Here is a 23330-nt window from a genome sequence, read left to right as displayed (position 1 = left end):
TTATTCCCCTTTATCCATTGGGCGGATCATTGATTCAATATAGGCGATTTCGTCTTGGGTTAATTGATATTTTTGGTAAAGTTCGGCATCTGTCCAAGGTTTGGTGAAGTCTTGCATTGGCACTAATTCATAGGCTTTTTTAGTGGTATGTTGAGTGTTCTTTTTTAAGGTCAGCATAAAATGCAAAAATCTCGTATTAATATAACTCATTACATTTTCGCAAATTTCCTTATTTTCAAAAGGTCCGAAAACTAAATAGGTTTCCGTGCAAGCCGTATTTAACCCTGCATAAATGGGTTTTACCCAGTCTGTTTTTCCATCGCCTGTACCAACAGCATAAGGGGCAATTACTTTATGTTGATCGATCCATTGGCGATTAATTGGTATTTCTTCTCGCTTGATATAGCCTATGCCTTTATTTTGGAATAGCGTGACATTATTAAATTGCTCTTTATAAGGTTCGTTTCTTCCTTTAATAAAGGTTCTTAATCCAAATGGTTTTGCAGAACTAATAATCGTATTAAAACTTATTTCATCAAATCTTCTTACTTTTTTAAGAATATCAACAGCTTTATTATGCCGAATAAAAATATCCAATCCATTTTCTTTTAACGGTCTTTCCATATAAGAAATCACCTTGCCATTATCATAAGTATAAATATGGCAATCATTATTGCTTTTCTTGTTATTCCAAAGAAAATAACAAACACCGCCTTTAATCTCCACGCCCGTAAAACAATCTGATGAATTAGGGAAATCGTGTAATTCACTAATACGATAATCTTTTAACATTTCATCACGAAAATTATCCAATCCTTTACCGCCAGCATACCAACGGGCTGGAATAATCATCACTAAATAATGCGGATTAAGTTTTTTCGCTTGTTCAACAAATAAATTATAAATTGGCATTGCACTGGCTTGAGCTCCACCATCACTCAACTGATACGGTGGATTGCCAATAATCACATCAAAATTCATATTTTTTCCAAAAATCTCGTCAATCGTTAAATGAATAAACCCATAAGCGTGACTTTCTTTGCTTTCTTCACGCTGATACACCGTTTCACTGGCACCACATAATTCACATTTGCCATCTTTCCACACATGTTGAATCGGCTGATAAAAAATATTGCCTTGATGACTTGCAAATTCCGTGCAAATGGATTTTTGGCTGTTCGCATTTCTGGCACAATAAACACTACGGCGAGTTAAATAAGCGGTGAGTTCGGTGATCGCAATACCAAACACTTGTTGGGTAAGAATATGGTTAATTCGCTGTTGTAAATCAGGGATTTCTTGTTCCAACCCTTTGATCAAGCGTTTTGTTATTTCACGCAAAAACACCCCTGTTTTACAAGCAGGATCTAAAAACCTTTTGGTTTTATCGCTGAAAACGTCTTGCGGCAATAAATCGAGCATTTTGTTGGCAAGATCGGGCGAAGTAAACACTTCATCATTGGACAAATTCGCCAAACAAGAAAGCACATCAGGGTTATAATTCAGATTCAGGCGTTGCATTTTGAATCTCCATAAAATAAATTGAGTTATATTTTGGCAGGGTTGTGTAGTGACTAAATTCTCTTTTACTCCCGCGGGAAATAATTTGAATGACATCCGTGTATTGATACTCTTCCCGTTTTAAGCAAAATTTGCGTGGAAATTCCATGGCTGACCATTGCGAAAAATGCAAAAACTGATTTTCCAACGGTTGATTATGTTCATCGGCATAACACATTTTTAACGCATCACCGTGTAAAATATTTCGCTCTAAAATAAATTTCGCCACATTTTCTAATTCCACCGTCATCGGCAAACCGAATAAGTATTGATATTCGTTTTTGACAAAATCCAATAACCGCTGACGGCATTTCAACACGTTATCTTGCAACAGCTCTATGCCATATAATGAGCTGATCGCTAGAATGAGATAGAATTCATATTCCCGTGGGGATTTTTGATAATTTTTCGCTACCGTGTTGAGCTTGCGTTTTAAAATCTCAATTAAAAAATTTCCATCACCACAGGCCGGCTCTAAAAATGTGGCTTTAATCGGCATTTCGTCCACCACCGCCGAAAGTTGACGCTCCACCATATCAATCATGGCATTGACTTCTTCAGGGCGGGTAAACACTTCACCGTGATCGGCGACACGTTTTTTAGATTTGATTTGTTGGGTCATTGCAAATGTAACTTTTAGGGCAACCAATGAAACTTATTATGAAACTATATTAATAGTTTCACAACTTTTGATCAAGTTTCATTTTGTTTTAAGATCGTTCGTAAAGTGACTTCTATGAATGAGAATGAAGAATTTACCCAAAAATTAACCGCACTTTTACTAAAAAGAGGTTATGAACCAAAACCATCTGTCTTGGAACGTGAATTTAATTTACGTTACTACGGTGATCCTTTAACCCAACAAGCCGTGGGAAAATGGCTCAAAGGCAAGTCTATTCCGCATAGCAATAAACTTTGTACGCTTGCGGAATGGCTAGACGTGGAATTAACGGATTTAGTTTCAACAGAAAGAGCTTATCAAGCTCAAAAAGCAAAGAAAAAGAAAGAAAATAAAGCCAACTCAAGCCAAGCTATCTCAAACTATGATGAAGATTATTTATTTCGCCTTTTTCTCAATCTCCCCCAAGAACAGAAAAAAGCCGTGCGTGAAGTGATTATGGCAATGCACAAAGCCTATCGGCAAATGCCGGAATAGTGCGGTGATTTTTAGCGTTATTTTAGCCAAAAGCAAAAATCCCTTTTGACTGTGCCAAAAGGGATTTGCAGTAATTGATGATGCGTAATCAGCGTTAGTATTCTTCCATATACCCCAAACTACGCAAGGCACGTTCATCATCTGCCCAACCAGATTTGACCTTAACCCAAAGCTCTAAATGTACTTTGTTATCAAATAAGCGTTCCATATCTTGACGAGCCTCGGTGCCGATCACTTTGATTTTTTGTCCGCCTTGACCAATCACCATTTTCTTCTGGCCGTCACGTTCCACCAAAATCAAGCCGTTGATTTCGTAGGTACCCCGTTCGTTGAGTTTAAATTGCTCAATTTCAACGGTCACCGAATATGGCAATTCTTCGCCCATAAAACGCATGAGTTTTTCACGGATAATTTCGGAGGCCATAAAACGTTGTGAGCGGTCAGTCACGTAATCTTCGGGGAAATGATGGTCGCCCTTTTTCAACGCATTACGCACGATTTTTTTCAAATTATGTACGTTATTTCCACGTTGAGCGGAAATCGGCACAATGTCTTTGAAATTAAATTTTCCGCTTAATTCGGTGATGAATGGCAATAATTCATCTTTATTTTTGACGTTATCAATTTTGTTAATGGCTAACACCACTGGCGTTTTGACTTGGCGTAATTTGTTTAACACCATGTCATCATCTTCATTCCAATGGGTACCGTCCACCACAAAAATAATTAAATCCACATCACCAATAGCACTGCTGGCTGCACGGTTCATTAAGCGGTTAATGGCTCGTTTTTCTTCAATATGCAATCCGGGCGTATCCACATAAACCGCTTGATAGGCACCGTCAGTATCAATGCCCACAATACGGTGGCGAGTGGTTTGGGCTTTGCGTGAAGTAATCGAAACTTTTTGCCCTAATATTTTGTTTAATAAGGTAGATTTTCCCACATTCGGGCGACCCACAATGGCGATAAAGCCACAATAGGTGCCGGTAGGTTGTTCGTTGTTTAGGTCAGTGGGTAACTGTTCTTCTGTCATTATTTTATATCCAGTTCTTTTAAAATTTGTTCGGCAGCGGCTTGTTCCGCTTTGCGGCGACTATTAGCCACCCCAATAAAAGTGTGGTCAAAATTTTCCGCATGGCATTCTACGGTGAAAGTTTGACAATGGGCCTCGCCTGTGGTTTTGATAATTTGGTAGCTTGGTAGGCTTAATCCTTTGCCTTGCAAATATTCTTGTAAGCGTGTTTTCGGATCTTTCTGATTTTCGCCTGGTTTAATGGTGGCTAAAAGTGGCTGATACCATTGGCAAATGATCGACATGGCATGAGCTAAATCACTGTCTAAGGACATGGCACCGATAATGGCCTCCACGCAGTCAGCCAAAATAGAGGCTCGACGAAATCCACCACTTTTTAGCTCGCCTGAACCTAACACTAAATAATCCCCCAACTCAAACTGGCGGGCTAACTCGGCCAATGTGGGTTCTCGCACTAAGGTGGCTCGCATACGGCTGAGTTCGCCCTCATTACATTTTGGGAACTGCTGATAAAGGGCTTGTGCAATGGTTAAATTCAAAATCCCATCGCCCAAAAATTCAAGGCGTTCATTATGCACCTTTGCCGCACTACGGTGCGTTAAGGCTTGTTTTAACAACGCAAGATCGGTAAATTGATAGCCAATCTTGCTTTGTAATCGGGTTAAATCATTCATTATTTAATTTTCGTAAATAAACGTTCAGTACGAATGCCGGTCGGCCATTCATTCGGTTTTTTATCTAAGCTCAACCAAATATAAGTGGCTTTACCCACAATATTTTTCTCTGGCACAAAGCCCCAAAAACGACTATCTTCACTCATATTACGGTTATCGCCCATCACGAAATATTGCCCTGCTGGCACGACCCATTCGGTAATATAATATTCTTGTTTCACATAGTCTTTGTAGCGATAGCCTTCAGAAATCGGCTCAGGGAACCAATGAATTTGATGGCTCACATCTCCTGTTTCGGTGAGTTCTAGCATACTTGGGCCATAAATAAAACTGCCGTCTGGATTTTTACCAATAATGGCTTTAAATTCATCATTTTGTTGCGGTTCGCTATACGTGAATTCTTTGCTTTCGCACTCATCTTCACAAGCCTTGCCGTCTTTGCCATAAACAATGGTCAATTTGCGTTCTAGCTCATTATACAACACACGGTCACCGCCCATGGCCACCACACGCTTAATATAATCAATATTCGGTTGTGGTGGAGCTTTAAACACAATCACATCACCACGTTGTACTTTACCGGTTTCCATTAAGGTATTTTGGAATACCGGATCTTTCACGCCGTAAGCATATTTTTCCACCACAATGAAATCCCCGACACGTAAAGTCGGTTCCATGGATTGCGAGGGAATTTGGAACGGTTCAAACACAAAAGAACGCAGAATCAATACGAACGCTAACACTGGGAATAATGAAGAAATAAATTCTTCGCCCTCGCCAATGGGTTCAATGACGGCTTTTTCTTCATCGCTTAAGGTTTTTCCAGTGCGTTGTTCGGTACGTGCAATTTGACGGCGACGACGTGGCAATACGGAAAAACGATGATAGCACCACAGCACGCCAGAAAGTGCGGTGAATAAAATCAATAAAATGGAAAATGTGTTTGGTAATTGTAGATAATCTAACACTTTCCAAACCGCAAAGCCCACAACTAATAAAATGGGGAGAAAAAGTTTTGACATAGTCTTCCTTATTTAATCTTTTCCAACATGTAAAATGGCTAAAAACGCCTCTTGTGGCACTTCGACATTGCCGAGTTGTTTCATGCGTTTTTTACCTTCTTTTTGTTTCTGCAACAGTTTTTTCTTACGGCTCACGTCCCCACCGTAACATTTTGCCAAGACATTTTTACGTAATTGTTTCACCGTGGAACGTGCAATAATTTGGTTACCAATCGCTGCTTGAATGGCAATATCAAATTGCTGACGTGGAATCAATTCTTTCATTTTTTCCACTAATTCACGGCCACGATATGGGGCATTATCTTTGTGAACGATCAACGCCAACGCATCCACACGATCGCCATTAATCATAATATCCACTCGTGCCATATTGGCCGATTGGAAACGTTTAAAACCATAATCCAACGAGGCATAACCTCGTGAGGTTGATTTTAAGCGGTCAAAGAAATCTAATACCACTTCGCCCATGGGAATTTCATAGGTCAAGGCAATTTGATTACCATGATACACCATATTGGTTTGCACCCCACGTTTTTCAATACACAAGGTGATCACATTGCCTAAATAATCCTGTGGCACCAACATATTACATTCTGCAATCGGCTCACGAATATCCGCAATGTTACTCAACGGCGGTAATTTCGCAGGACTGTCTATATAGACAACATCACCGTTAGTGAGTTCAACTTCATATACGACGGTTGGTGCGGTGGTGATTAAATCCAGATCATATTCTCGTTCTAAACGTTCTTGAATGATCTCCATGTGCAACAAGCCCAAGAATCCACAGCGGAAACCAAAGCCAAGTGCGGTGGAATTTTCCGGTTCATAGAACAAGGAGGCATCATTTAGACTTAATTTACCCAAGGCATCACGAAACGCCTCATAATCGTCTGAACTGATCGGGAATAACCCGGCATAAACCTGTGGCTTAACTTTTTTAAAACCCGGTAAGACTTCCGTTGCCGAATGATGTTGATGGGTTAAAGTATCCCCTACCGGTGCCCCTAAAATATCTTTAATGGCACACACCACCCAACCCACTTCGCCGGTTTTTAGCTCAGTGGTATCTACTTGTTTTGGCGTGAAGATACCCAAACGGTCCACATTATAGGCTTGTCCAGTACTCATGACTTTAATTTTATCGCCTTTTTTAATGGAACCATTTTTTACTCGAACCAACGACACCACGCCCAAATAGTTATCAAACCAAGAGTCAATAATTAAGGCTTGCAACGGTGCATTAGGGTCACCCTCTGGAGCAGGAATTTTTGCCACAATTTCTTCTAGTACATCTTCAATCCCCACACCTGTTTTGGCAGAACAACGTACGGCCTCAATAGCATCAATCCCCACAATATCTTCAATTTCTTCGGCGACACGTTCAGGTTCTGCGGCAGGCAAATCGATTTTATTTAAAATCGGCACCACTTCCAAATTCATATCCAATGCGGTATAACAGTTGGCCAAGGTTTGGGCCTCCACCCCTTGTCCTGCATCCACCACCAACAATGCCCCCTCGCACGCAGCCAAAGAACGAGACACTTCATAGGAAAAGTCAACATGCCCTGGTGTGTCGATAAAGTTAAGCTGATAAGTTTCACCATTTTTTGCTTTATAGTTTAAGGTGACACTTTGTGCTTTAATCGTGATGCCACGCTCACGTTCCAGATCCATGGAATCCAACACCTGTGCTTCCATTTCACGATCGGACAAGCCCCCACAAGTTTGAATCAAACGATCAGAAAGCGTGGATTTTCCGTGGTCAATATGAGCAATAATAGAAAAGTTACGAATATTTTGCATATCAAATTATTAAATTATAAGTTCCTAAAAGATAATCGGGGAATTGTACCTGAAATAGCGGTACTAAGCTAGAAGTGCGGTCTTTTTTTCGTTGATTTTTATAAAATAAAACACCCTGACCAAGGATCAGGGTGCGAAATGTGATTTCAAAAAAAGCAATTATAGGCTTTCAGTGAAAGTACGAGTGATTACATCACGTTGTTGTTCAGGTGTTAATGAGTTAAAACGTACGGCATAACCTGAAACACGAATGGTTAATTGTGGGTATTTTTCAGGGTGTTTCACGGCATCTTCTAAGGTTTCACGACGTAAAACGTTCACGTTTAAGTGTTGACCACCTTCAACTTTTACTGTTGGCGCAACATCAACTGGTAATTCACGATATTCGATTTTACCTAATTCGTTGATCGCAACGATTTGGTCTTCAGCGAAATCGCCTTTTGCACATAAACAACGGGCTTCACCTTTGTCGCTGTCTAATAACCAGAATGAGTTTAATAAATTGTCATTCGCTGCTTGTGTAATTTGAATACCTTTAATCATAAAGTGCCTCCATTTGGCTGTTTATTTAAATAATGTCATTTTTAAAAGATGCACGAATTTTATCAAAAAATTTGATTCTTTCAACTATTTTTGACTAAAATCAAGCCAATTTCGCCGATAAATTTAAATAACTTGATTTATTTCAAAATAATTTAGTAAAAATGAACTAAACACAACATTTTATTAACATTTTTATTCTACATAATTAACAAACTATTATCGAACACGCATAAAAAATGCGTTCCAAATAGAACGCACTTTTCATCAATTTGTATGGTTTTATTTATATTCCACTAAAATATCTTTCTCACTAATGGTATCACCATAAACCGGTAATAATGTTTGCTCATAAGCACGTTTTAATGAACCGTCTTTAGATAATTTTTCGGTTTCTGCACTTAACCATTCAAGCAAATCTTTGTCTTCTTTACGCACGGCACCCGCAATGGTGTCTTGGTCGCCTAAAGATTTAATGCCCACGGTGAACCCTGGATTTTCTTTCGCCCAAGCGAATAATAAGGTGTTGTCATGCGCTAAGGCATCACCACGTCCATCCACTAAGGCTTGGAAAGTTTCGGTATTTTGTTCAAATTTTAACAATTTGATTTGTGGATAGTTTTTGGTAAAGAAAGCGTCTGCGGTGGTGCCTTTGTTTACTAATAACGTTTTGCCCTCAAGATCTTTCACATCAGTAATCACGGCGCCATCTTTGGAGGCCACACCTAAGGCCACTTGCATATAAGGTTTAGCAAAATCCACTACTTCTTGACGAGCAGGTGTTACGGTGAAGTTGGCTAAAATAATATCTACTTTGTTAGAGGTTAAATACTCTACTCGGTTTGCCGCTTCCACCACCACAAATTCCACTTTACTGGCATCGCCCAATAAATCTTTGGTTAAATCTTTGGCAATTTCCACATCAAAACCTTGGTTTTTGCCGTTTTGATCCACATAACCAAATGGCGGTTTGTCGCCAAACACGCCAATACGCACTTTGTCCGCTTGCTTAATGCGTTCAACAGCAGAGGCTTTGGTCGGTTCCGCTTTGGCAGTTTCTTTACTGTTATTGTCGCAAGCGGTGACGCCCACGGCTAACAATAGAGAGGCTAAAAGTGCGGTGATTTTTTTAACGTTTTTCATAATGATGATCCTTTATAAGAGTGATTTGGTGAAAAGGATTATAAAAAAGTTGAGCGCCGTAAGGAAAGAATTAAAGATTATTTGATATAGCGTTTTGGAATAAAATTCAAGGTTATCATTCCCACCCCAATTTATGTTATATTATGCTCCTCACCTTGATACAATAAAGGAATCTATCATGACCACTATCTCGGCATTAGGCGCTATCGTGGCTCTCACGGTTGCGATTTTGCTTATTCTAAAAAAAGTCTCCCCAGCCTACGGTATGTTAACCGGTGCCTTAATGGGCGGATTAATCGGCGGTGCCAATCTGACAGAGACAGTCGAATTAATGATTGGCGGGGCGCAAGGCATTACAACCGCTGTAATGCGAATTTTAGCCGCAGGGGTGTTAGCCGGTGTGTTAATTGAATCTGGCGCAGCGGCCACCATTGCCGAAACCATTGTCAAAAAGCTCGGCGAAACTCGTGCTTTATTAGCCTTAGCGTTGGCTACGCTCATTTTAACTGCGGTTGGCGTGTTTATTGATGTGGCGGTCATCACTGTTTCCCCCATTGCACTTGCCTTAGCCAAACGAGGCAATCTGTCTAAAATGGCGATCTTAATTGCCATGGTTGGCGGTGGTAAAGCGGGGAATATTATGTCACCGAACCCGAATGCCATTGCCGCCTCTGACGTGTTCCATATTCCCTTAACGTCATTGATGGCAGCGGGTATTATTCCAGCAATATTTGGCTTAATGATGACCTACTTCTTGGCGAAAAAGTTGATCCATAAAGGGAGTAAGGTCAGTGAAAAGGAAGTCATTCTGCATTCTAGCGCCCTCCCCTCTTTTACCGCAGCTATCACAGCGCCTTTGTGTGCAATTTTACTGCTCGCCTTGCGTCCCTTGTTCGGTATTGTTGTAGATCCCTTAATTGCCTTACCCCTTGGTGGTATCGTCGGCGCCATTGCCATGGGAAAAGGTCGACACAGTAATCAATATGCCATCAGCGGATTAAGCAAAATGGCGCCCGTTGCGATCATGTTATTAGGCACAGGCACCTTGGCGGGTATTGTGTCGCATTCTGCGCTAAAAGATGTGCTTATTGAGGCCCTGTCCTCCTCGGGACTTCCCTCTTATTTACTGGCGCCAATTTCGGGTATTCTGATGTCACTGGCTACCTCCTCTACCACGGCGGGTACCGTGGTTGCGGCGAATGTATTTAGTCAACCCTTAATGGAATTGGGGGTCAGCGGACTTGCGGCAGCGGCCATGATTCATGTCGGCGCCACCGTCGGCGATCATATGCCACATGGTTCGTTCTTCCATGCGACAGGCGGTAGTGTCAATATGGAGATGAAAGAACGGTTGAAATTAATTCCTTATGAAACGGCGGTGGGCTTGGTTATGACGATGGTTTCGACCCTGATTTTTGGCGTGTTTCATCTATTCTAGGAGAAGATAAAATGAAAATTGTCATTGCCCCTGATAGTTTTAAAGAAAGCCTCACCGCCCTAGAGGTTGCTGCAGCCATTGAAACTGGCTTTAAAAAGGTATTTCCACAAGCCGAATATGGCAAAATCCCCATGGCCGACGGCGGCGAGGGGACGGTGCAATCCTTAGTTGATGCCACACAGGGCGAACGCATTCATGTAGAGGTGACCGCTCCCCTAGGCAATAAAGTTACCGCATTTTTGGGTTTATCAGGCGATAAACAAACGGCATTTATTGAAATGGCCGCCGCATCAGGCTTGCATTTAGTGCCAATGGATAAACGTAATCCGCTCAACACCACCAGTTACGGCACCGGTGAATTGATTAATGCCGCCCTAAACTGCGGTGTAAAAAAAGTGATTTTAGGTATTGGCGGCAGTGCAACCAATGACGGTGGCGTTGGCATGTTGCAAGCCCTAGGGGCAAAATTTTTAGATGAACAAGGCAACGAAATTGGCTTGGGGGGGGAACAATTAGCTCGGATTCAGCATATTGATATAAGCCGGCTCAATTCCAAATTATCACAAGTAGCCTTTGAAGTGGCCTGTGATGTGGATAATCCTTTATGTGGTGAAAAAGGCGCCTCTGCCGTATTCGGGCCACAAAAAGGTGCCACGGCGGAAATGGTTCAAACGCTTGATCAAGCCTTGCTACATTTTTCCCATATCGTACAGCGGGATCTTGGTTTAAATATCCAAAATCAAGCCGGTGCGGGCGCCGCAGGTGGCATGGGCGGAGGCTTGTTATTGCTCCCTAACGTGCAACTCAAAGCTGGCGTACAAATCGTGATAGAGGCCGTGCAGTTAAGCAACGCCGTACAACAGGCCGATCTTGTAATCACGGGAGAGGGACGCATGGACGCACAAAGCATTCATGGTAAAACCCCGATTGGCGTGGCCAGAACCGCCAAGCAATTTAACAAACCTGTGATTGCCATTGTCGGCAGTTTACGAGAAGATTATCCGGTTGTTTATGAGCAAGGTATTGATGCCGTGTTCCCGATTATTCGCCAAGTGGATAGTCTTGAAAACACGCTAAATTCAGGACGTGAAAATTTGATTTCCACGGCGGAAAATGTGGCGAGATTGTGGCGGATAAAATAAACAAGTGCGGTGTAAAAATCTTGCGTTTTACACCGCACTCTCTCATTCAGGATTAAATATTTTCCTCATAATCCACCCCTTTTGGCTCATAATTGAGAATATTCAAAAAGGCTTTGGCACGATCTGTGATTGGGTTAGAGAAGAAAAATTCAGGTTTGGATTGTTCGATAATTTCGCCTTTATCCATAAAAATAATCCGGTCAGCCACCTGTTTAGCAAAATTCATTTCATGGGTGACGATTAACATGGTCATGCCGTCTTTGGCAAGACCTAAAATCACATCCAACACTTCACGCACCATTTCAGGGTCAAGCGCAGCGGTGACTTCGTCAAATAGCATAATGTCAGGGTTCATGCAAAGGGAACGGACAATGGCGATTCGCTGTTTTTGTCCGCCAGATAATTCTCGAGGAAAAGCATTTTTACGCTCAAATAACCCCACGCGTTTTAACAATTCATCTGCTTGTTTTTCCACATCTTCCCGTTTGCGTTTTTGCACTTTCATGGGGCCGAGTAAAATATTGTCGATCACAGACATATGGGAAAATAATTCATAACTTTGGAACACCATACCGATTTTTTGGCGTGCTTTGACCCATGAAATATCTTTCCCCAAAATGCCGAGGTTTTCTAAAATAATGTTGCCACTTTTGATTTCTTCTAAGCCATTTAAACAGCGTAATAAGGTGCTTTTGCCACAACCTGATGGCCCAAGAATCACCACTACTTCGCCTTTTTCAACGGCTAAATCAATGCCGTGCAGTGCGGTTACTTCACCGTAATTTTTAACTAATTGTTGAATCTCTAATAATGCCATAATTTCAATCCTAATTGCTCCATTTCGCTTCTAAATATTTGGAAAATAATGATAACGGGTAACAAATTGCAAAATATAAAAAGAAAATCACACCGTAAATCCATAACGCCGCTGAGGGGTCAGTAAACAGCGAGGTTTCAATGATCTGCTGCCCGACTTTAATCACTTCTAACACGCCAATTAACATGGCAAGAGAGCTGGTTTTTACCATGCGAGTAAACAAATTAATGGCACCTGGCGTCACGCGTTTTAAACTTTGCGGTAACAAAATATAGTAAAAAGTTTGCCATTTATTTAATCCCAACGCATAAGCGGATTCAGTTTGGTGTTTCTCAATGGAGGTCAAAGCACCACGCACTAAGTCGCCCATTTCTGCAGCGCCCCAAAAAATAAACACAATAATACACACCCACACCCCACTCCAGTGGATATTAAACCATTTCGCAAAGCCAAAATAGACTAAAAAGAGTAACACTAACAAGGGGATAATGCGCACCACTTCTAAATACAACTGACACAAAAACTGCACCAGTTTATTTTTACTGGTCATCAGTACGCCGAACAACACGCCTAAAATACAAGCAAAGAACACTGAAACAAACGCAATTTCTGCGGTGATCCACAAGCCACTGAATAAGCGTTCTAGGTTACTGCCTTGAGAAAGAATACCTAATCCCATTTTCTACGCTCCATATTTTGCTTGACGTAAACGGCGTTCAAGATAGCGGATATACAAGGACACAGGCAATAAAATTATCAAATAGAACACCATTAATAAGAATAAGGCCTCGTTAGTTTTGTAATCCATACCGATAATATCTTTTGCCAAAAACATCAGTTCTGCCACCGCAATGGCACTGATCACCGAGGTTTCTTTCATTAAAAACAAGCAATTTGCCCCGATAGCCGGTGTAGCAATGGCAAAGGCTTGCGGAAAAATCACATAGCGAAAGGCTTGCAAAGGCGTCAATCCAATGCTTAAGGCACTTTCAATTTGCCCTTTGGACACCGCCTCCAATCCGCCTCGAATGGCTTCCGCCATATAGCTCCCGCCCAGAAAAGCCAGTCCGATAATGCCACAGGTAAAGCCATCCATTTTAATGCCTAATTTGGATAAACCAAAATACAGGAAAAACACTTGAATCAATAATGGCGTGTTGCGAGACAGCTCAATATAGCTTTTGACTAGCCATTGAAAGCCACGAATTTTATAGGTCAGCACCACCGCACAAAGCAACCCAACCAACACCGATAGCACAATCGCCCAAAGGGATAAATGCAAGGTCAGCCAAGTGGCATCAATAAAACGGGGAACGGCGTTCCAGATATATTGCCAGTTCATAGAAATTCAACCATTAATTAAATATAGAAAGATTATAAGATCGTGATAAAAATAGTTAAAAGAACGATTTGATATGATTTAGATAAATTTGCTATAAAAAACACCGCACTTTGGCTCTCTCCAACCAAAGTGCGGTGTAAAATAAAGGCATTTTTATTGATTATTCGGTGACTAAAGCCTCAGGATCGCCATCACCTAATGGTTTAAGCAAGGCGAAGAATAAGACAATACAGAATACCGTTAGACCTAAACCGATATAGCAAGATAATTCATAATCTAAACCAAAACCGATTTTGTTATAGGCTAAATAGGTAAAACATACGGTGCTAATAAACCATGCGGGAATTGATGCAACCCAGTGGAATTTATTATAACGATATAAATAACCTGCCGCCGTCCATAACATCACCATTGCTGTCATTTGGTTCGCCCAAGTGAAATAACGCCATAACACGCTGAAATCCATTTTAGATACCACAAAACCAAGGGCAAACAACGGAATAGCAATCATTAAACGTTTACTTAAAGAATGTTGCTCCATTTTAAAAATCTCGGCAATTTGCAAACGTGCTGCACGGAAAGCCGTATCTCCTGAAGTAATTGGCAACACCACTACGCCTAACACTGCAAAAATACCGCCGATAAAACCTAAGAAATGTAACGAGCTGTCATACACCACTTTAGACGGTGAACCTGCAGAAATCGCATCTTGTAAGGCTTGCGGATTTTCATAGAATGCCAATCCGACCATACACCAAACTAAGGCAATCACACCTTCGGTAATCATTGCACCGTAGAAAATAAAACGACCTTCCGATTCATTTTCTGCACAACGTGCCATTAATGGCGTTTGGGTGGCATGGAAACCTGATAATGCCCCACAAGAGATCGTTAAGAATAATAATGGCCAAACAGGCACATCACCTTTCACTTGGAAGTTTTGGGTAAATTTCGCCCAAGTTAAACCTTCACCGTCTGCATTTACGGTACGGAAAAATTCAATTGGATCTGTCGCACTGAAATGTGAGCTTAACAAACCATAAACCATACCAACAGACATAAATAACAACAATGCCCCAAACAATGGATAAACACGACCAATGATTTTATCGATTGGGAGCAAGGTGGCGAAGATATAGTAAGCAAAGATAATAAACGTCCAAACAGAAATCACTGTTGGCTTGTCCATTCCCCACACAGTTAAATCTTTCGCGACTTCCACAGCATGATGAATTTCTTCAGGATTACCTAAATTCATTGCTGCCGCACTGGAGCCAAATAAATCAAAGGTAATCGTACTTAGTAATTGGGCTGGACTGGCAACAAATACCACACCAACTAACAACAATAGCACCAATGCCATCACGTTAATAAAGGCTTTCACAGGTTTACCTAAGAATTTACCTGCCAAATACGGCATGGTTGCACCACCATGACGAATACTTAACATTCCGCAGAAGTAATCATGTACCGCCCCTGCGAAAATACAACCAATCACGATCCAAAGCATAGCGACGGGTCCATATAATGCCCCAAGAATCGGCCCGAAAATCGGTCCTGTTCCGGCAATATTCAATAATTGAATTAACCAAATTTTGGTTTTCGACATAGGCATATAATCCACACCGTCACCCATTGAATAGGCGGGTGTAGTACGTTTTGGATTGATGACAAAGATTTTTTCAATAATCTTGCCATACACAAAATAACCTGTTACTAAAATAGCAACACAGAAAAAGAACCATATCATAGGAAAAATCCCCTTTATTAAAAAATAACGATTACATAATCAAGGCGAATTTTAGACAGTTGTTAAATTAAAGTAAACGAACATTTTCATTTTTCCCAATTAAGCTGTCAAAAATGTGATGGAGATCACACTTTTTCCTTGGTTTTCTTTTTGGGTTCTGGTTCAGGATCGAATTTCACCACCGGCACACAACCACGGCAGGCACCTTGATTGACCCCTAATTCATCACAAAATTTATTATATTTATCCAAGGTTTTACGCAACCAACTTTTTGGTTTGGTTTGTTCGGTCATCTTTTTACTCCTTACTATTTAAATTTAGCAAAACTTGCACTTCCAAACGACATTGTTTTAACCAATTTTTTTTACCACCCACAGATTTTGTATCAATTTTTTGTTGTTGGCAATAGGCCGTTAATAATGGGCAACATTGCCTATCTGACGTTGCCATTAAACGCCGAATTGCGCCAATGCTTGCAAATAAAGTGCGGTGAAAAAACGCAAAGTTTTGTAATATTTGAAAATCTTCATCAGTGAGTTGCCAATCTAACGGAAAGGAAAATTGTGCTTTTAGCGGATGAAAAGAAAATGGAAAATTACGCTGAAAATGGCGTTGTGCTTGTGCCACCAATTTTTCCCCTGCTATTGAAATTGGGCAGAGCATAATAACAGAATAACAACCGCTGCTGGCTTCTTGATACTCACTGATTTGCACTAAAATAAAACCGCACTTTTGCCAAAACGCATACAATTCTGCGGTATAGCCAAAGCTAACAGAAAGAAAATCCACCTCGGCTTGTTGAATTAAGGTGTTGATTAACTTTTGCCCTAATCCATGGTTTTGCCAGTTAGGTTGTACGGCAATACGAGAAATCCGCAAAGATTTTAAGGCACAAGCCTGTGGTAAATTCCCTTGAAAAGCTAACGCTTGAGCCACCAAGTTACCTTGTGGACGGCGTTCCCCCCGACAGATTTTTTCGATTAAATCCAGTGATGTCAAGCCACCCTCTTCCATTAACCACACGCCCCCAAATAAAAACGAACCACTTTCTGCAAGATAAAATCGTTGTTGCGGAGCATCGAATAAACGGCGTAAATCAAGGGGACTGGTGCGATAATGGGCTAACGTCAATAAAGCATAAAAATCATTTATTTTTGCTACGATGGCTTGTTGTGAAACTTGACGAATTTGCACCGCAGTTTGCGGATCGTAATCGGGTTGCACAAGGCGGTCTTCGGCTTCCAATAACAATAATTCATCAATAAAAACTTCTAATTTATCGTTCTTTGCCCAACGTAAAGGTTCGGTTAATTCAAACTGTTGAAAAGTGCGGGATAAATTGGTTAAGAATTTAAGTAAAAATCCCCGTCCCGTACCCTCGTAGCTATGAATGGTGGTGCTAATAACAATACGTTTAAAGGTACGAATAAATTGGTTTAATATGGGCAACGGCAACATTGCCGCTTCATCAATCAACAACCAATCTTGCTTAAACTGTGTCGGATCTTGTTGAATTTGTTGAGTTAATTCATCAGGGGCAATAAAATCAATCGGTTGTTCAGCAAAATCTTGCAACGTTTGCACCGCACTTTTATTCGGGGCGGTGAGCCAACATTTTTGCCAACATTTCTGAGTGTTGAGTTGATTAGCTAACATACCTAATAACGCAGATTTTCCCCGACCTCGTTTGGCGGTGAGAATGGCTATATCAGCTGATGATACGAGAATTTGCTGAATAATATCTTGTTGTTCTGATGTGGGTTTCAGTTTCTGATATTGAAGTGGATCTTGGTATTCACCCGAGAAAAACGGCAAATAACTTAAAAACGGTTGCAATAAACGCTGAAAATGACGATTAAAATTTGGCGTAATGATACCATTTGCCCCCCCTGACCAGCGGCGACTGTCTAAATCAATATGCTGATTGGGATTTAACCATAAAACGAGCGTACCCCCTGCTCGCAATGTACCAATCGCAATGGCGAGTGCATCTAAATTTAGCGTTGTTCTAGCATCAAATAAAATCGCAGAAAATTCTTGTCCGAGCAGATTTTTGGCTTTGGCAAAATTTTGTGAGTTTAATATTAATGGTACGTTTTCGGGCGGACACATCTGTCCACCCCTACGGTTTTGGAATAGGAAAAGCGGTTCTTCTTTGTCAAAATAAGGAATTAACTGGCGTTCACACATTATTCTTCATCATAAGAATAAGGATCTTCAAAACCTAGTCCGAGCATAATTTCCGTTTCTAGGCTTTCCATTGCCTCGGCTTCATCTTGTTCAATATGGTCATAACCTAATAAATGCAAACTGCCGTGTACGACCAGATGAGCCCAATGTGCGATCAACGGTTTGCCTTGCTCAACAGCTTCTTTTTCCACCACTTGGCGACAAATCACCAGATCACCTAATAACGGCAATTCCACTTCATCAGGACATTCAAAAGGAAAGGATAAAACATTGGTCGGACGATCTTTGCCACGATAACGCAAATTTAGCTCGTGACTTTCCGCTTCATCGACAATACGAATTGTCATTTCTGGCTCAAGGCTTTCGGCTCGCACTGCTTGCGTTGCCCAGTGGCTAAATTGTGTTAATGTAGGTAAATTTTGTTGGTTTTCGGTGGCAATTTGTAAATCCACAATCACATTATTCATTTTCTGCACTCGCTGTTAATCGTTCACGTTCCAAGCGTTTTTGTTCCGCTATTTTTTGCTTACGAATTTCATCTTCCGCTTCCCATTTTTCATAGGCTTGCACCACTTTCGCTACCACTGGGTGTCGCACAATATCTTGACTATCAAAATAGTTAAAACTCAATTCAGGCACGTCTGACAACACTTCAATCGCATGTTTTAAGCCTGATTTTTGCGAACGTGGCAAATCCACTTGGGTCACATCGCCTGTAATCACGGCTTTGGAATTAAAGCCGATCCGAGTTAAAAACATTTTCATTTGTTCAACGGTAGTATTTTGACTTTCGTCTAAAATAATAAAACTATCGTTCAAGGTGCGACCACGCATATAAGCCAGCGGAGCAATTTCTATCACATTGCGCTCCATGAGTTTTTCCACTCGCTCAAAGCCAAGCATTTCGTATAAGGCATCATAAAGCGGACGTAAATAGGGTTCAATCTTTGAACCCAAATCCCCTGGTAAAAAGCCCAATTTTTCCCCTGCTTCTACGGCTGGGCGAGTCAGTAAAATACGGCGAATTTCTTGTCGCTCAAGAGCTTCCACCGCAGCCGCTACGGCTAAAAAGGTTTTCCCTGTGCCTGCAGGTCCAATACCAAAACTAATATCATGGGTCAAAATATGGTGCAAATACTCAATTTGATTTTTACCACGCGGTTTAATTAAGCCTCGTTTGGTTTTGATCGTGGTGGCATATACCTTACTTTCTGCACGTTCATCAGGATCAACTTGTGCTAACATTCGGCTTTCTTGAATGGCAAGATGGACATCTTCCAAATCTAACTCTTTAATTTTGCCTTTAATCGGTGCGGTTTCTACATATAAATGTTGAATTAATCGCACCGCACTTTGCAATAAATGGGCGTGATGTGGTTTTGCCTGTTCATCATTAGATTGAATGGTAAAATCAAAATCACGGCGAGCAATAGAAAGATTAAATTCTTTTTCAATCAGCTTTAAATGATCATCAAAAGCACCACAAAGGGATTGCAAACGGGCGTTATCCGTTGGGGCGAGGGTGAATTGTTGGGTTAATTTTTCGGTCATGGTTTTATATAAAAATAGGATCTAGTAAACCAGATCCTATCAAGATTACGGCGTTAATGCTAGATTTTCAACTCTGGAAACAGCATTTTAATCACATCTAAGGTCAAACGTCTGGATTTTCCTTGATAAGGGAAAATGTGCATCATCATCATTGGATTGAAATTTGCTTCAATCACGCCCCAAGATTGCAACGTCGGTTCGGCAGGTTTGGTTAAATCAGGGATAATCAAATCCACCCCACAAACTTCTGCTCCCATAGCTTTGGCAATACCTACCGCTAAGGCTTTATAACTCGGGTGCATTTCGTCTGTCATATCAATGCTGTCGCCGCCCGTGCTGATATTGGAATTGGCACGCAACTGCACAACTTGCCCTTTAGCAGGCGTGCTTAAAATATCCATGCCTTGCTCTTTCAGTTGCAACTGTTCAATTTCACCCAAAGCAATGCGTTTTAACGGCGTGCGACTGCCGTCACCTCGCAATGGATGATTATTTTTATGGGCGACCAATTCCGCAATGGTGCGTTCGCCGTCCCCGACCACATTAGCCGGCACACGCAACAACACAGCCAAGGTTTCTTCACCCAACACAAAGAAACGGTATTCCGTACCGACTAAATAATCTTCCACCATCACTTCTTTATCTTCACGGAACGCAATTTCTATGGCTTTGGCAAAGTCGTCCCGATCCTGTACGCCTTGTTGGAAAATGGTAATGCCTAAGCCGTAGTTGGTGGATTTCGGTTTAATCACCACGGCTCGATTTTCAAATAATGGATAACTAGCGACAGCCTGCTCTGCACTGGTAAATTCAAGGCTTTGTGGTACATTAAAGCCTGCTTTGGCTAACACTTTTTTGGTCACCACTTTATTTTCCATAATCAGCGGCGAAATATAGCTGTCGTGGCTGGTCATATTGCCGTTTTTCACATATTCAATATGCTCGCCATGTTGCAAACATAAGAACTGATCGTTTTCGTCTAAAATCTCGGTTTTAATGCCTTTTTGAATTAAATCAAATAACAAGGCTTGGGTGGAAAGTTCCATATTATCAAAGGCTGACAAGGCATAAAAACGCTCAAAGGCTTGGGCTTTATATTGTTGGGCAAGTTTCGCCCCCAATTGTTGGTAGCCACCCGCTTTAATAATTTCGTTCACCATGTTGGCACAAAGCGTTTTATGCGGTTGTGCAAATAAGGTTAATTTTTCTTGCACAATTTGCACCGCAGTTTGCTCTGCCTCAATCTCTTTTAACATCTCTAGCAAGGCAATCAGTAATAATTCTCCCTCCTCAGCATAAGCGGTCACTGAAAACGGATCTTCCAATGCCACTTCAAATAAACGTTCCTTACCGAGTTCCACATCCTCTTGATCCGCGGTTTCCTCTAGCCATGCCATAAGTAAAATAAAATAATGGATAAATTTAGCGTCATTTAGGCTAATACCATAAGGTTCGAACGGATTTAAATCAAACAGACGAAACTCCAAATATTGCACACCAGTTTGCAAGAAATCCCGAGCTTTATTTGCTCCTTTTAAACGCACATTAGAATAAAATTCCTTTTCCGCAATGAGTTTGCCCGTATTCACCCAATGTTCAAGGCTTTCCACATAATCATTTAAGCTGTCAAAAGACACCTTGACTTCAGGATCATTCACATAGCCATACTGACTAGAACGCAGGCTTCGCACAATCGGGCTTAAATCTTCTGGCACGCCATCTCTAAAATAGTCATCATCCACCATCGGGCTAGCAGACAACAAATACAACAACACCCATTGATAACGCAGAAAGTTTTTGGCAATTTTCAGATACAAATTATTCTGAAATTCCACCGCACTTTTTATCTCATGTTGTGCATTAAATAAGGCTTTAACCAATTCTTCATCTAATTGAAAATTATAATGAATACCGCTCACCATTTGCTTATTTTTGCCATAAGATTGCACCAAATGCTCACGATACGCCACATCTTCAGGGTTTTCTAATTGCGCCACTTTAATTTGATCTGCAGGAGGCAATCCCGCAGGCATGCTCATGGGGAAAATATATTCTTCTTCGGGCAAGGTGCGTAATACCACTTCATGAATGGCGGATAACCAACGCAAGCTATCTTCTAATTTTTTATTGGGTGGGGTAATCAATTCAAGCTGGCTTTCCGCAAAATCCGTTTGAATATAAGGGTGATAAACACGACTGCCAAAGGCTTTGGGATGTGCTGTTGTGACTACCGATCCATTGGCGTAAACCCGTTGGCTTTCTTTTTCAAGGCCAAAAGATCCTTGTTGGAATAACAACCCTAAGCGGTTTTGTTTAATAATTTGCTGTATTTCCATGAGATTTCCTTATTCATACAAATCGTCAAAATTTTTGACTACCATACCATTGTTTGTGGTTTTTCGCTACCCATAAAAAAAGAGCATAACGCTCTTTTTTATCATATTTCAAACCAACTAATTTTTCTCAAAACGTTGTAGTTCTTTTTTCGTATGATTTTTTACACCCTGTATATTAAAAAAATCACAATTCAGTTGTTGCTTAGAAAAAACAAACCAAGTTTCTTTCGTTGATGGCTCCTCTACGTCGTAATAAACATAAGTCATCACATGTAAAATATCACCTGTTTTCAACGTGAATCTATAAGGCGTGGCTTTACTTTCACCGCTGTAACAATAGTTACCTGATATATCAACCTTAGCCTCATTTTTATTTAGCTGCAGCAAATTATAAAATTGTTTTTGAGTGACAAAATTATAGGCTTTATTAAACCCGACAATCAGCACTGGTGCAGCCATTTTATTTCCTTGTAAATCATCATAGGAAAGTGCTGTCCAAGCAAAATTGCCCTTTGTTTTGCTTTGTATGGGGGCATATTGTTGCTCAAAATAATGTCTAAAATCAGCGCTATTTGCCTTTGCAAAGGTTTCATAAGCGACGTAATTAGGCATTTTCTTGCTGCTTAATGTTGAATTTTCTGCCTGTAATGGTGCGCAACCAGTTAACAATAGCAGTAATAATATCAGTTTTTTCATAGATAAAATTCCTATTCTCCGATCATTTTATTTTTCATTAGTCCTGTACGTTCAAAATCTTGAAGTGCATTTTTATCAAGTTTACCTTGAGAATCCCCGAATGCCTTACAACTCTGTTTATTTTTATAAATAGTTAATACAGTATAGTCATGCCAACCTGGATCATAACCTCCTGAGTAAAATAAATATAATACTTTTCCAGATTTTAGTGTTAATTTATATTGCTCATCTTCTCCCCAAGAACCAGGACCTCTTTTACATCTATTTATTTTTTCAATATTAATATCATTTGGATCTAACCCAAACACTTTATAAAAGTTATATCGAGTAAAATCTAGATATGATAATCTGAATTCAAAGCCTAATGTAGTTTCTTTTTTTAAAGCATTATACTTATCTCCAACCAAATAAACCTTACCTTTGAAATAACTAAGCAAATCCAAATATTCAGGATCATCATACATATCGATTCTAACTGGAAAGGCTTTTCTAATTACATTTGGATCAATTTTAAATTGATCCCGATCAGAATTCAGACTTTTAGAGTATTTTTGATCAAAATAACGTTTAAATTCAGCACCATTATTTGTACTGGCAAATTTTTCAAAGGTTTCATAATCTGGCAAGACTGTATTCTGGGCAAAACTACGTTGAGCGCAAGAGGATAATAAAATAGGGAGGGACATCAATAAAGCAATTTTTTTCATACGAAACTCCAATGGATTATTTTTATATACAGAGGTGTTTTAGTTGTTATGTCAATAACAACTAAAAGGATTATAATCCTTGCTAAAATTGACTATTTTTCAATCTAATGTAGGGGCGTATTGCATACGCCCATGCTCGATCTCTTTTCTTCTCAAATTATGTGAACATCAGGTTCTAGGGCGTATGCAATACGCCCCTACTCATTTTTTTCGTATAACCTATTTCATACACCCTATTTTTGAAGATGTTGAGAAAATATAAAAAAACAACAAAACCCCAGTCACTTTCGTAACTGGGGTTTCTAAAAAAATGAATTAAATAAATAAAGCCCTGATGGCGACCTACTCTCACATTGGGAAACCCAACACTACCATCGGCATTACAGCATTTCACTTCTGAGTTCGGCATGGCGTCAGGTGGGGC

The 23330-nt window shown here is 40.5% G+C and carries 22 protein-coding genes and 1 rRNA gene; 3 read left to right on the top strand and 20 right to left on the bottom strand.

The annotated features are described in order from the left end of the window. Both ACTG7L_RS10535 and ACTG7L_RS10530 read right to left on the bottom strand, forming a co-directional pair. The gene (locus ACTG7L_RS10535; RefSeq protein ID WP_439328501.1) at window positions 1-1521 is read right to left on the bottom strand and encodes an Eco57I restriction-modification methylase domain-containing protein; all 1521 of its coding nucleotides are present in this window, start codon (window positions 1519-1521) and stop codon (window positions 1-3) included. Then, on the bottom strand, window positions 1496-2182 hold the full coding sequence (locus tag ACTG7L_RS10530; protein ID WP_439328500.1) for a hypothetical protein: 687 nt from the start codon (window positions 2180-2182) through the stop codon (window positions 1496-1498). Before ACTG7L_RS10530 ends, ACTG7L_RS10535 begins: the two co-directional genes overlap by 26 nt. Window positions 2183-2296: 114 nt before the next feature. Between ACTG7L_RS10530 and ACTG7L_RS10525 the strand changes: the two genes are divergently transcribed. Next, window positions 2297-2716, top strand: a complete 420-nt coding sequence (locus ACTG7L_RS10525) for a hypothetical protein (RefSeq protein WP_439243466.1) — start codon at window positions 2297-2299, stop codon at window positions 2714-2716. A 94-nt stretch (window positions 2717-2810) separates the two neighbouring features. On the opposite strand, the gene era is transcribed toward ACTG7L_RS10525, so the two are convergent. From era to ACTG7L_RS10495, 6 genes are all read right to left on the bottom strand, one after another. Further along, a complete protein-coding gene (gene era, locus ACTG7L_RS10520) occupies window positions 2811-3752 on the bottom strand; it encodes a GTPase Era (protein WP_439328499.1) in 942 nt (313 codons plus the stop codon). Continuing rightward, window positions 3752-4426 (bottom strand): ribonuclease III, encoded by a 675-nt coding sequence (gene rnc / locus ACTG7L_RS10515; RefSeq protein ID WP_439328498.1) that lies wholly within the window; start codon window positions 4424-4426, stop codon window positions 3752-3754. Before rnc ends, era begins: the two co-directional genes overlap by 1 nt. Then, on the bottom strand, window positions 4426-5448 hold the full coding sequence (gene lepB / locus ACTG7L_RS10510) for a signal peptidase I (RefSeq protein ID WP_439256539.1): 1023 nt from the start codon (window positions 5446-5448) through the stop codon (window positions 4426-4428). Before lepB ends, rnc begins: the two co-directional genes overlap by 1 nt. Window positions 5449-5460: 12 nt before the next feature. After that, window positions 5461-7254, bottom strand: coding sequence for a translation elongation factor 4 (gene lepA, locus ACTG7L_RS10505; RefSeq protein WP_439243478.1), 1794 nt, complete (start codon window positions 7252-7254; stop codon window positions 5461-5463). 159 nt (window positions 7255-7413) lie between these two features. Beyond that, the gene (grcA, locus tag ACTG7L_RS10500) at window positions 7414-7797 is read right to left on the bottom strand and encodes an autonomous glycyl radical cofactor GrcA (RefSeq protein WP_439243481.1); all 384 of its coding nucleotides are present in this window, start codon (window positions 7795-7797) and stop codon (window positions 7414-7416) included. A 279-nt stretch (window positions 7798-8076) separates the two neighbouring features. After that, a complete protein-coding gene (locus ACTG7L_RS10495) occupies window positions 8077-8937 on the bottom strand; it encodes a cysteine ABC transporter substrate-binding protein (RefSeq protein ID WP_439328497.1) in 861 nt (286 codons plus the stop codon). A gap of 178 nt (window positions 8938-9115) precedes the next feature. Between ACTG7L_RS10495 and ACTG7L_RS10490 the strand changes: the two genes are divergently transcribed. Then, window positions 9116-10375, top strand: a complete 1260-nt coding sequence (locus tag ACTG7L_RS10490; RefSeq protein WP_439328496.1) for a GntP family permease — start codon at window positions 9116-9118, stop codon at window positions 10373-10375. A gap of 11 nt (window positions 10376-10386) precedes the next feature. Beyond that, window positions 10387-11517, top strand: coding sequence for a glycerate kinase (locus ACTG7L_RS10485; RefSeq protein ID WP_439328495.1), 1131 nt, complete (start codon window positions 10387-10389; stop codon window positions 11515-11517). A gap of 52 nt (window positions 11518-11569) precedes the next feature. Here the strand turns inward: ACTG7L_RS10485 and ACTG7L_RS10480 are convergent, their stop codons facing one another. From ACTG7L_RS10480 to rrf, 12 genes are all read right to left on the bottom strand, one after another. Next, window positions 11570-12334, bottom strand: a complete 765-nt coding sequence (locus ACTG7L_RS10480) for an amino acid ABC transporter ATP-binding protein (RefSeq protein WP_439328494.1) — start codon at window positions 12332-12334, stop codon at window positions 11570-11572. Between the two features lie 10 nt (window positions 12335-12344). Further along, window positions 12345-13013, bottom strand: a complete 669-nt coding sequence (locus ACTG7L_RS10475; protein ID WP_439328493.1) for an amino acid ABC transporter permease — start codon at window positions 13011-13013, stop codon at window positions 12345-12347. 3 nt (window positions 13014-13016) lie between these two features. After that, window positions 13017-13676, bottom strand: a complete 660-nt coding sequence (locus tag ACTG7L_RS10470; protein WP_439243500.1) for an amino acid ABC transporter permease — start codon at window positions 13674-13676, stop codon at window positions 13017-13019. A 160-nt stretch (window positions 13677-13836) separates the two neighbouring features. Then, window positions 13837-15426 carry a carbon starvation CstA family protein gene (locus ACTG7L_RS10465; protein ID WP_439328492.1) on the bottom strand — a complete coding sequence of 530 codons (1590 nt, stop codon included), beginning with the start codon at window positions 15424-15426 and terminating at the stop codon, window positions 13837-13839. A 125-nt stretch (window positions 15427-15551) separates the two neighbouring features. Then, window positions 15552-15719: a DUF5363 domain-containing protein gene (locus ACTG7L_RS10460; protein WP_439328491.1), complete on the bottom strand. Its 168-nt coding sequence runs from the start codon at window positions 15717-15719 to the stop codon at window positions 15552-15554. A 4-nt stretch (window positions 15720-15723) separates the two neighbouring features. Beyond that, on the bottom strand, window positions 15724-17538 hold the full coding sequence (locus ACTG7L_RS10455; RefSeq protein ID WP_439328490.1) for a tRNA(Met) cytidine acetyltransferase TmcA: 1815 nt from the start codon (window positions 17536-17538) through the stop codon (window positions 15724-15726). A gap of 77 nt (window positions 17539-17615) precedes the next feature. Next, window positions 17616-18083, bottom strand: a complete 468-nt coding sequence (gene ybeY, locus ACTG7L_RS10450) for an rRNA maturation RNase YbeY (protein WP_439294775.1) — start codon at window positions 18081-18083, stop codon at window positions 17616-17618. Further along, window positions 18076-19167, bottom strand: coding sequence for a PhoH family protein (locus ACTG7L_RS10445; protein WP_439328489.1), 1092 nt, complete (start codon window positions 19165-19167; stop codon window positions 18076-18078). Before ACTG7L_RS10445 ends, ybeY begins: the two co-directional genes overlap by 8 nt. A gap of 59 nt (window positions 19168-19226) precedes the next feature. Further along, entirely contained in the window at window positions 19227-21503 is a 2277-nt protein-coding gene (gene gshAB / locus ACTG7L_RS10440) for a bifunctional glutamate--cysteine ligase GshA/glutathione synthetase GshB (protein ID WP_439328488.1), read from the bottom strand. A gap of 117 nt (window positions 21504-21620) precedes the next feature. Next, a complete protein-coding gene (locus ACTG7L_RS10435; protein WP_439328487.1) occupies window positions 21621-22199 on the bottom strand; it encodes a hypothetical protein in 579 nt (192 codons plus the stop codon). An 11-nt stretch (window positions 22200-22210) separates the two neighbouring features. Next, a complete protein-coding gene (locus ACTG7L_RS10430; RefSeq protein ID WP_439328486.1) occupies window positions 22211-22906 on the bottom strand; it encodes a hypothetical protein in 696 nt (231 codons plus the stop codon). Between the two features lie 329 nt (window positions 22907-23235). Then, a 5S ribosomal RNA gene (gene rrf, locus ACTG7L_RS10425) occupies window positions 23236-23330 on the bottom strand; the annotation flags it as partial.

Origin of the sequence: Lonepinella sp. BR2357 (assembly GCF_051851525.1) — a bacterium.
Classification (GTDB): Bacteria; Pseudomonadota; Gammaproteobacteria; order Enterobacterales; family Pasteurellaceae; genus Lonepinella.
This window is presented reverse-complemented; position numbering and strand designations above follow the sequence as displayed.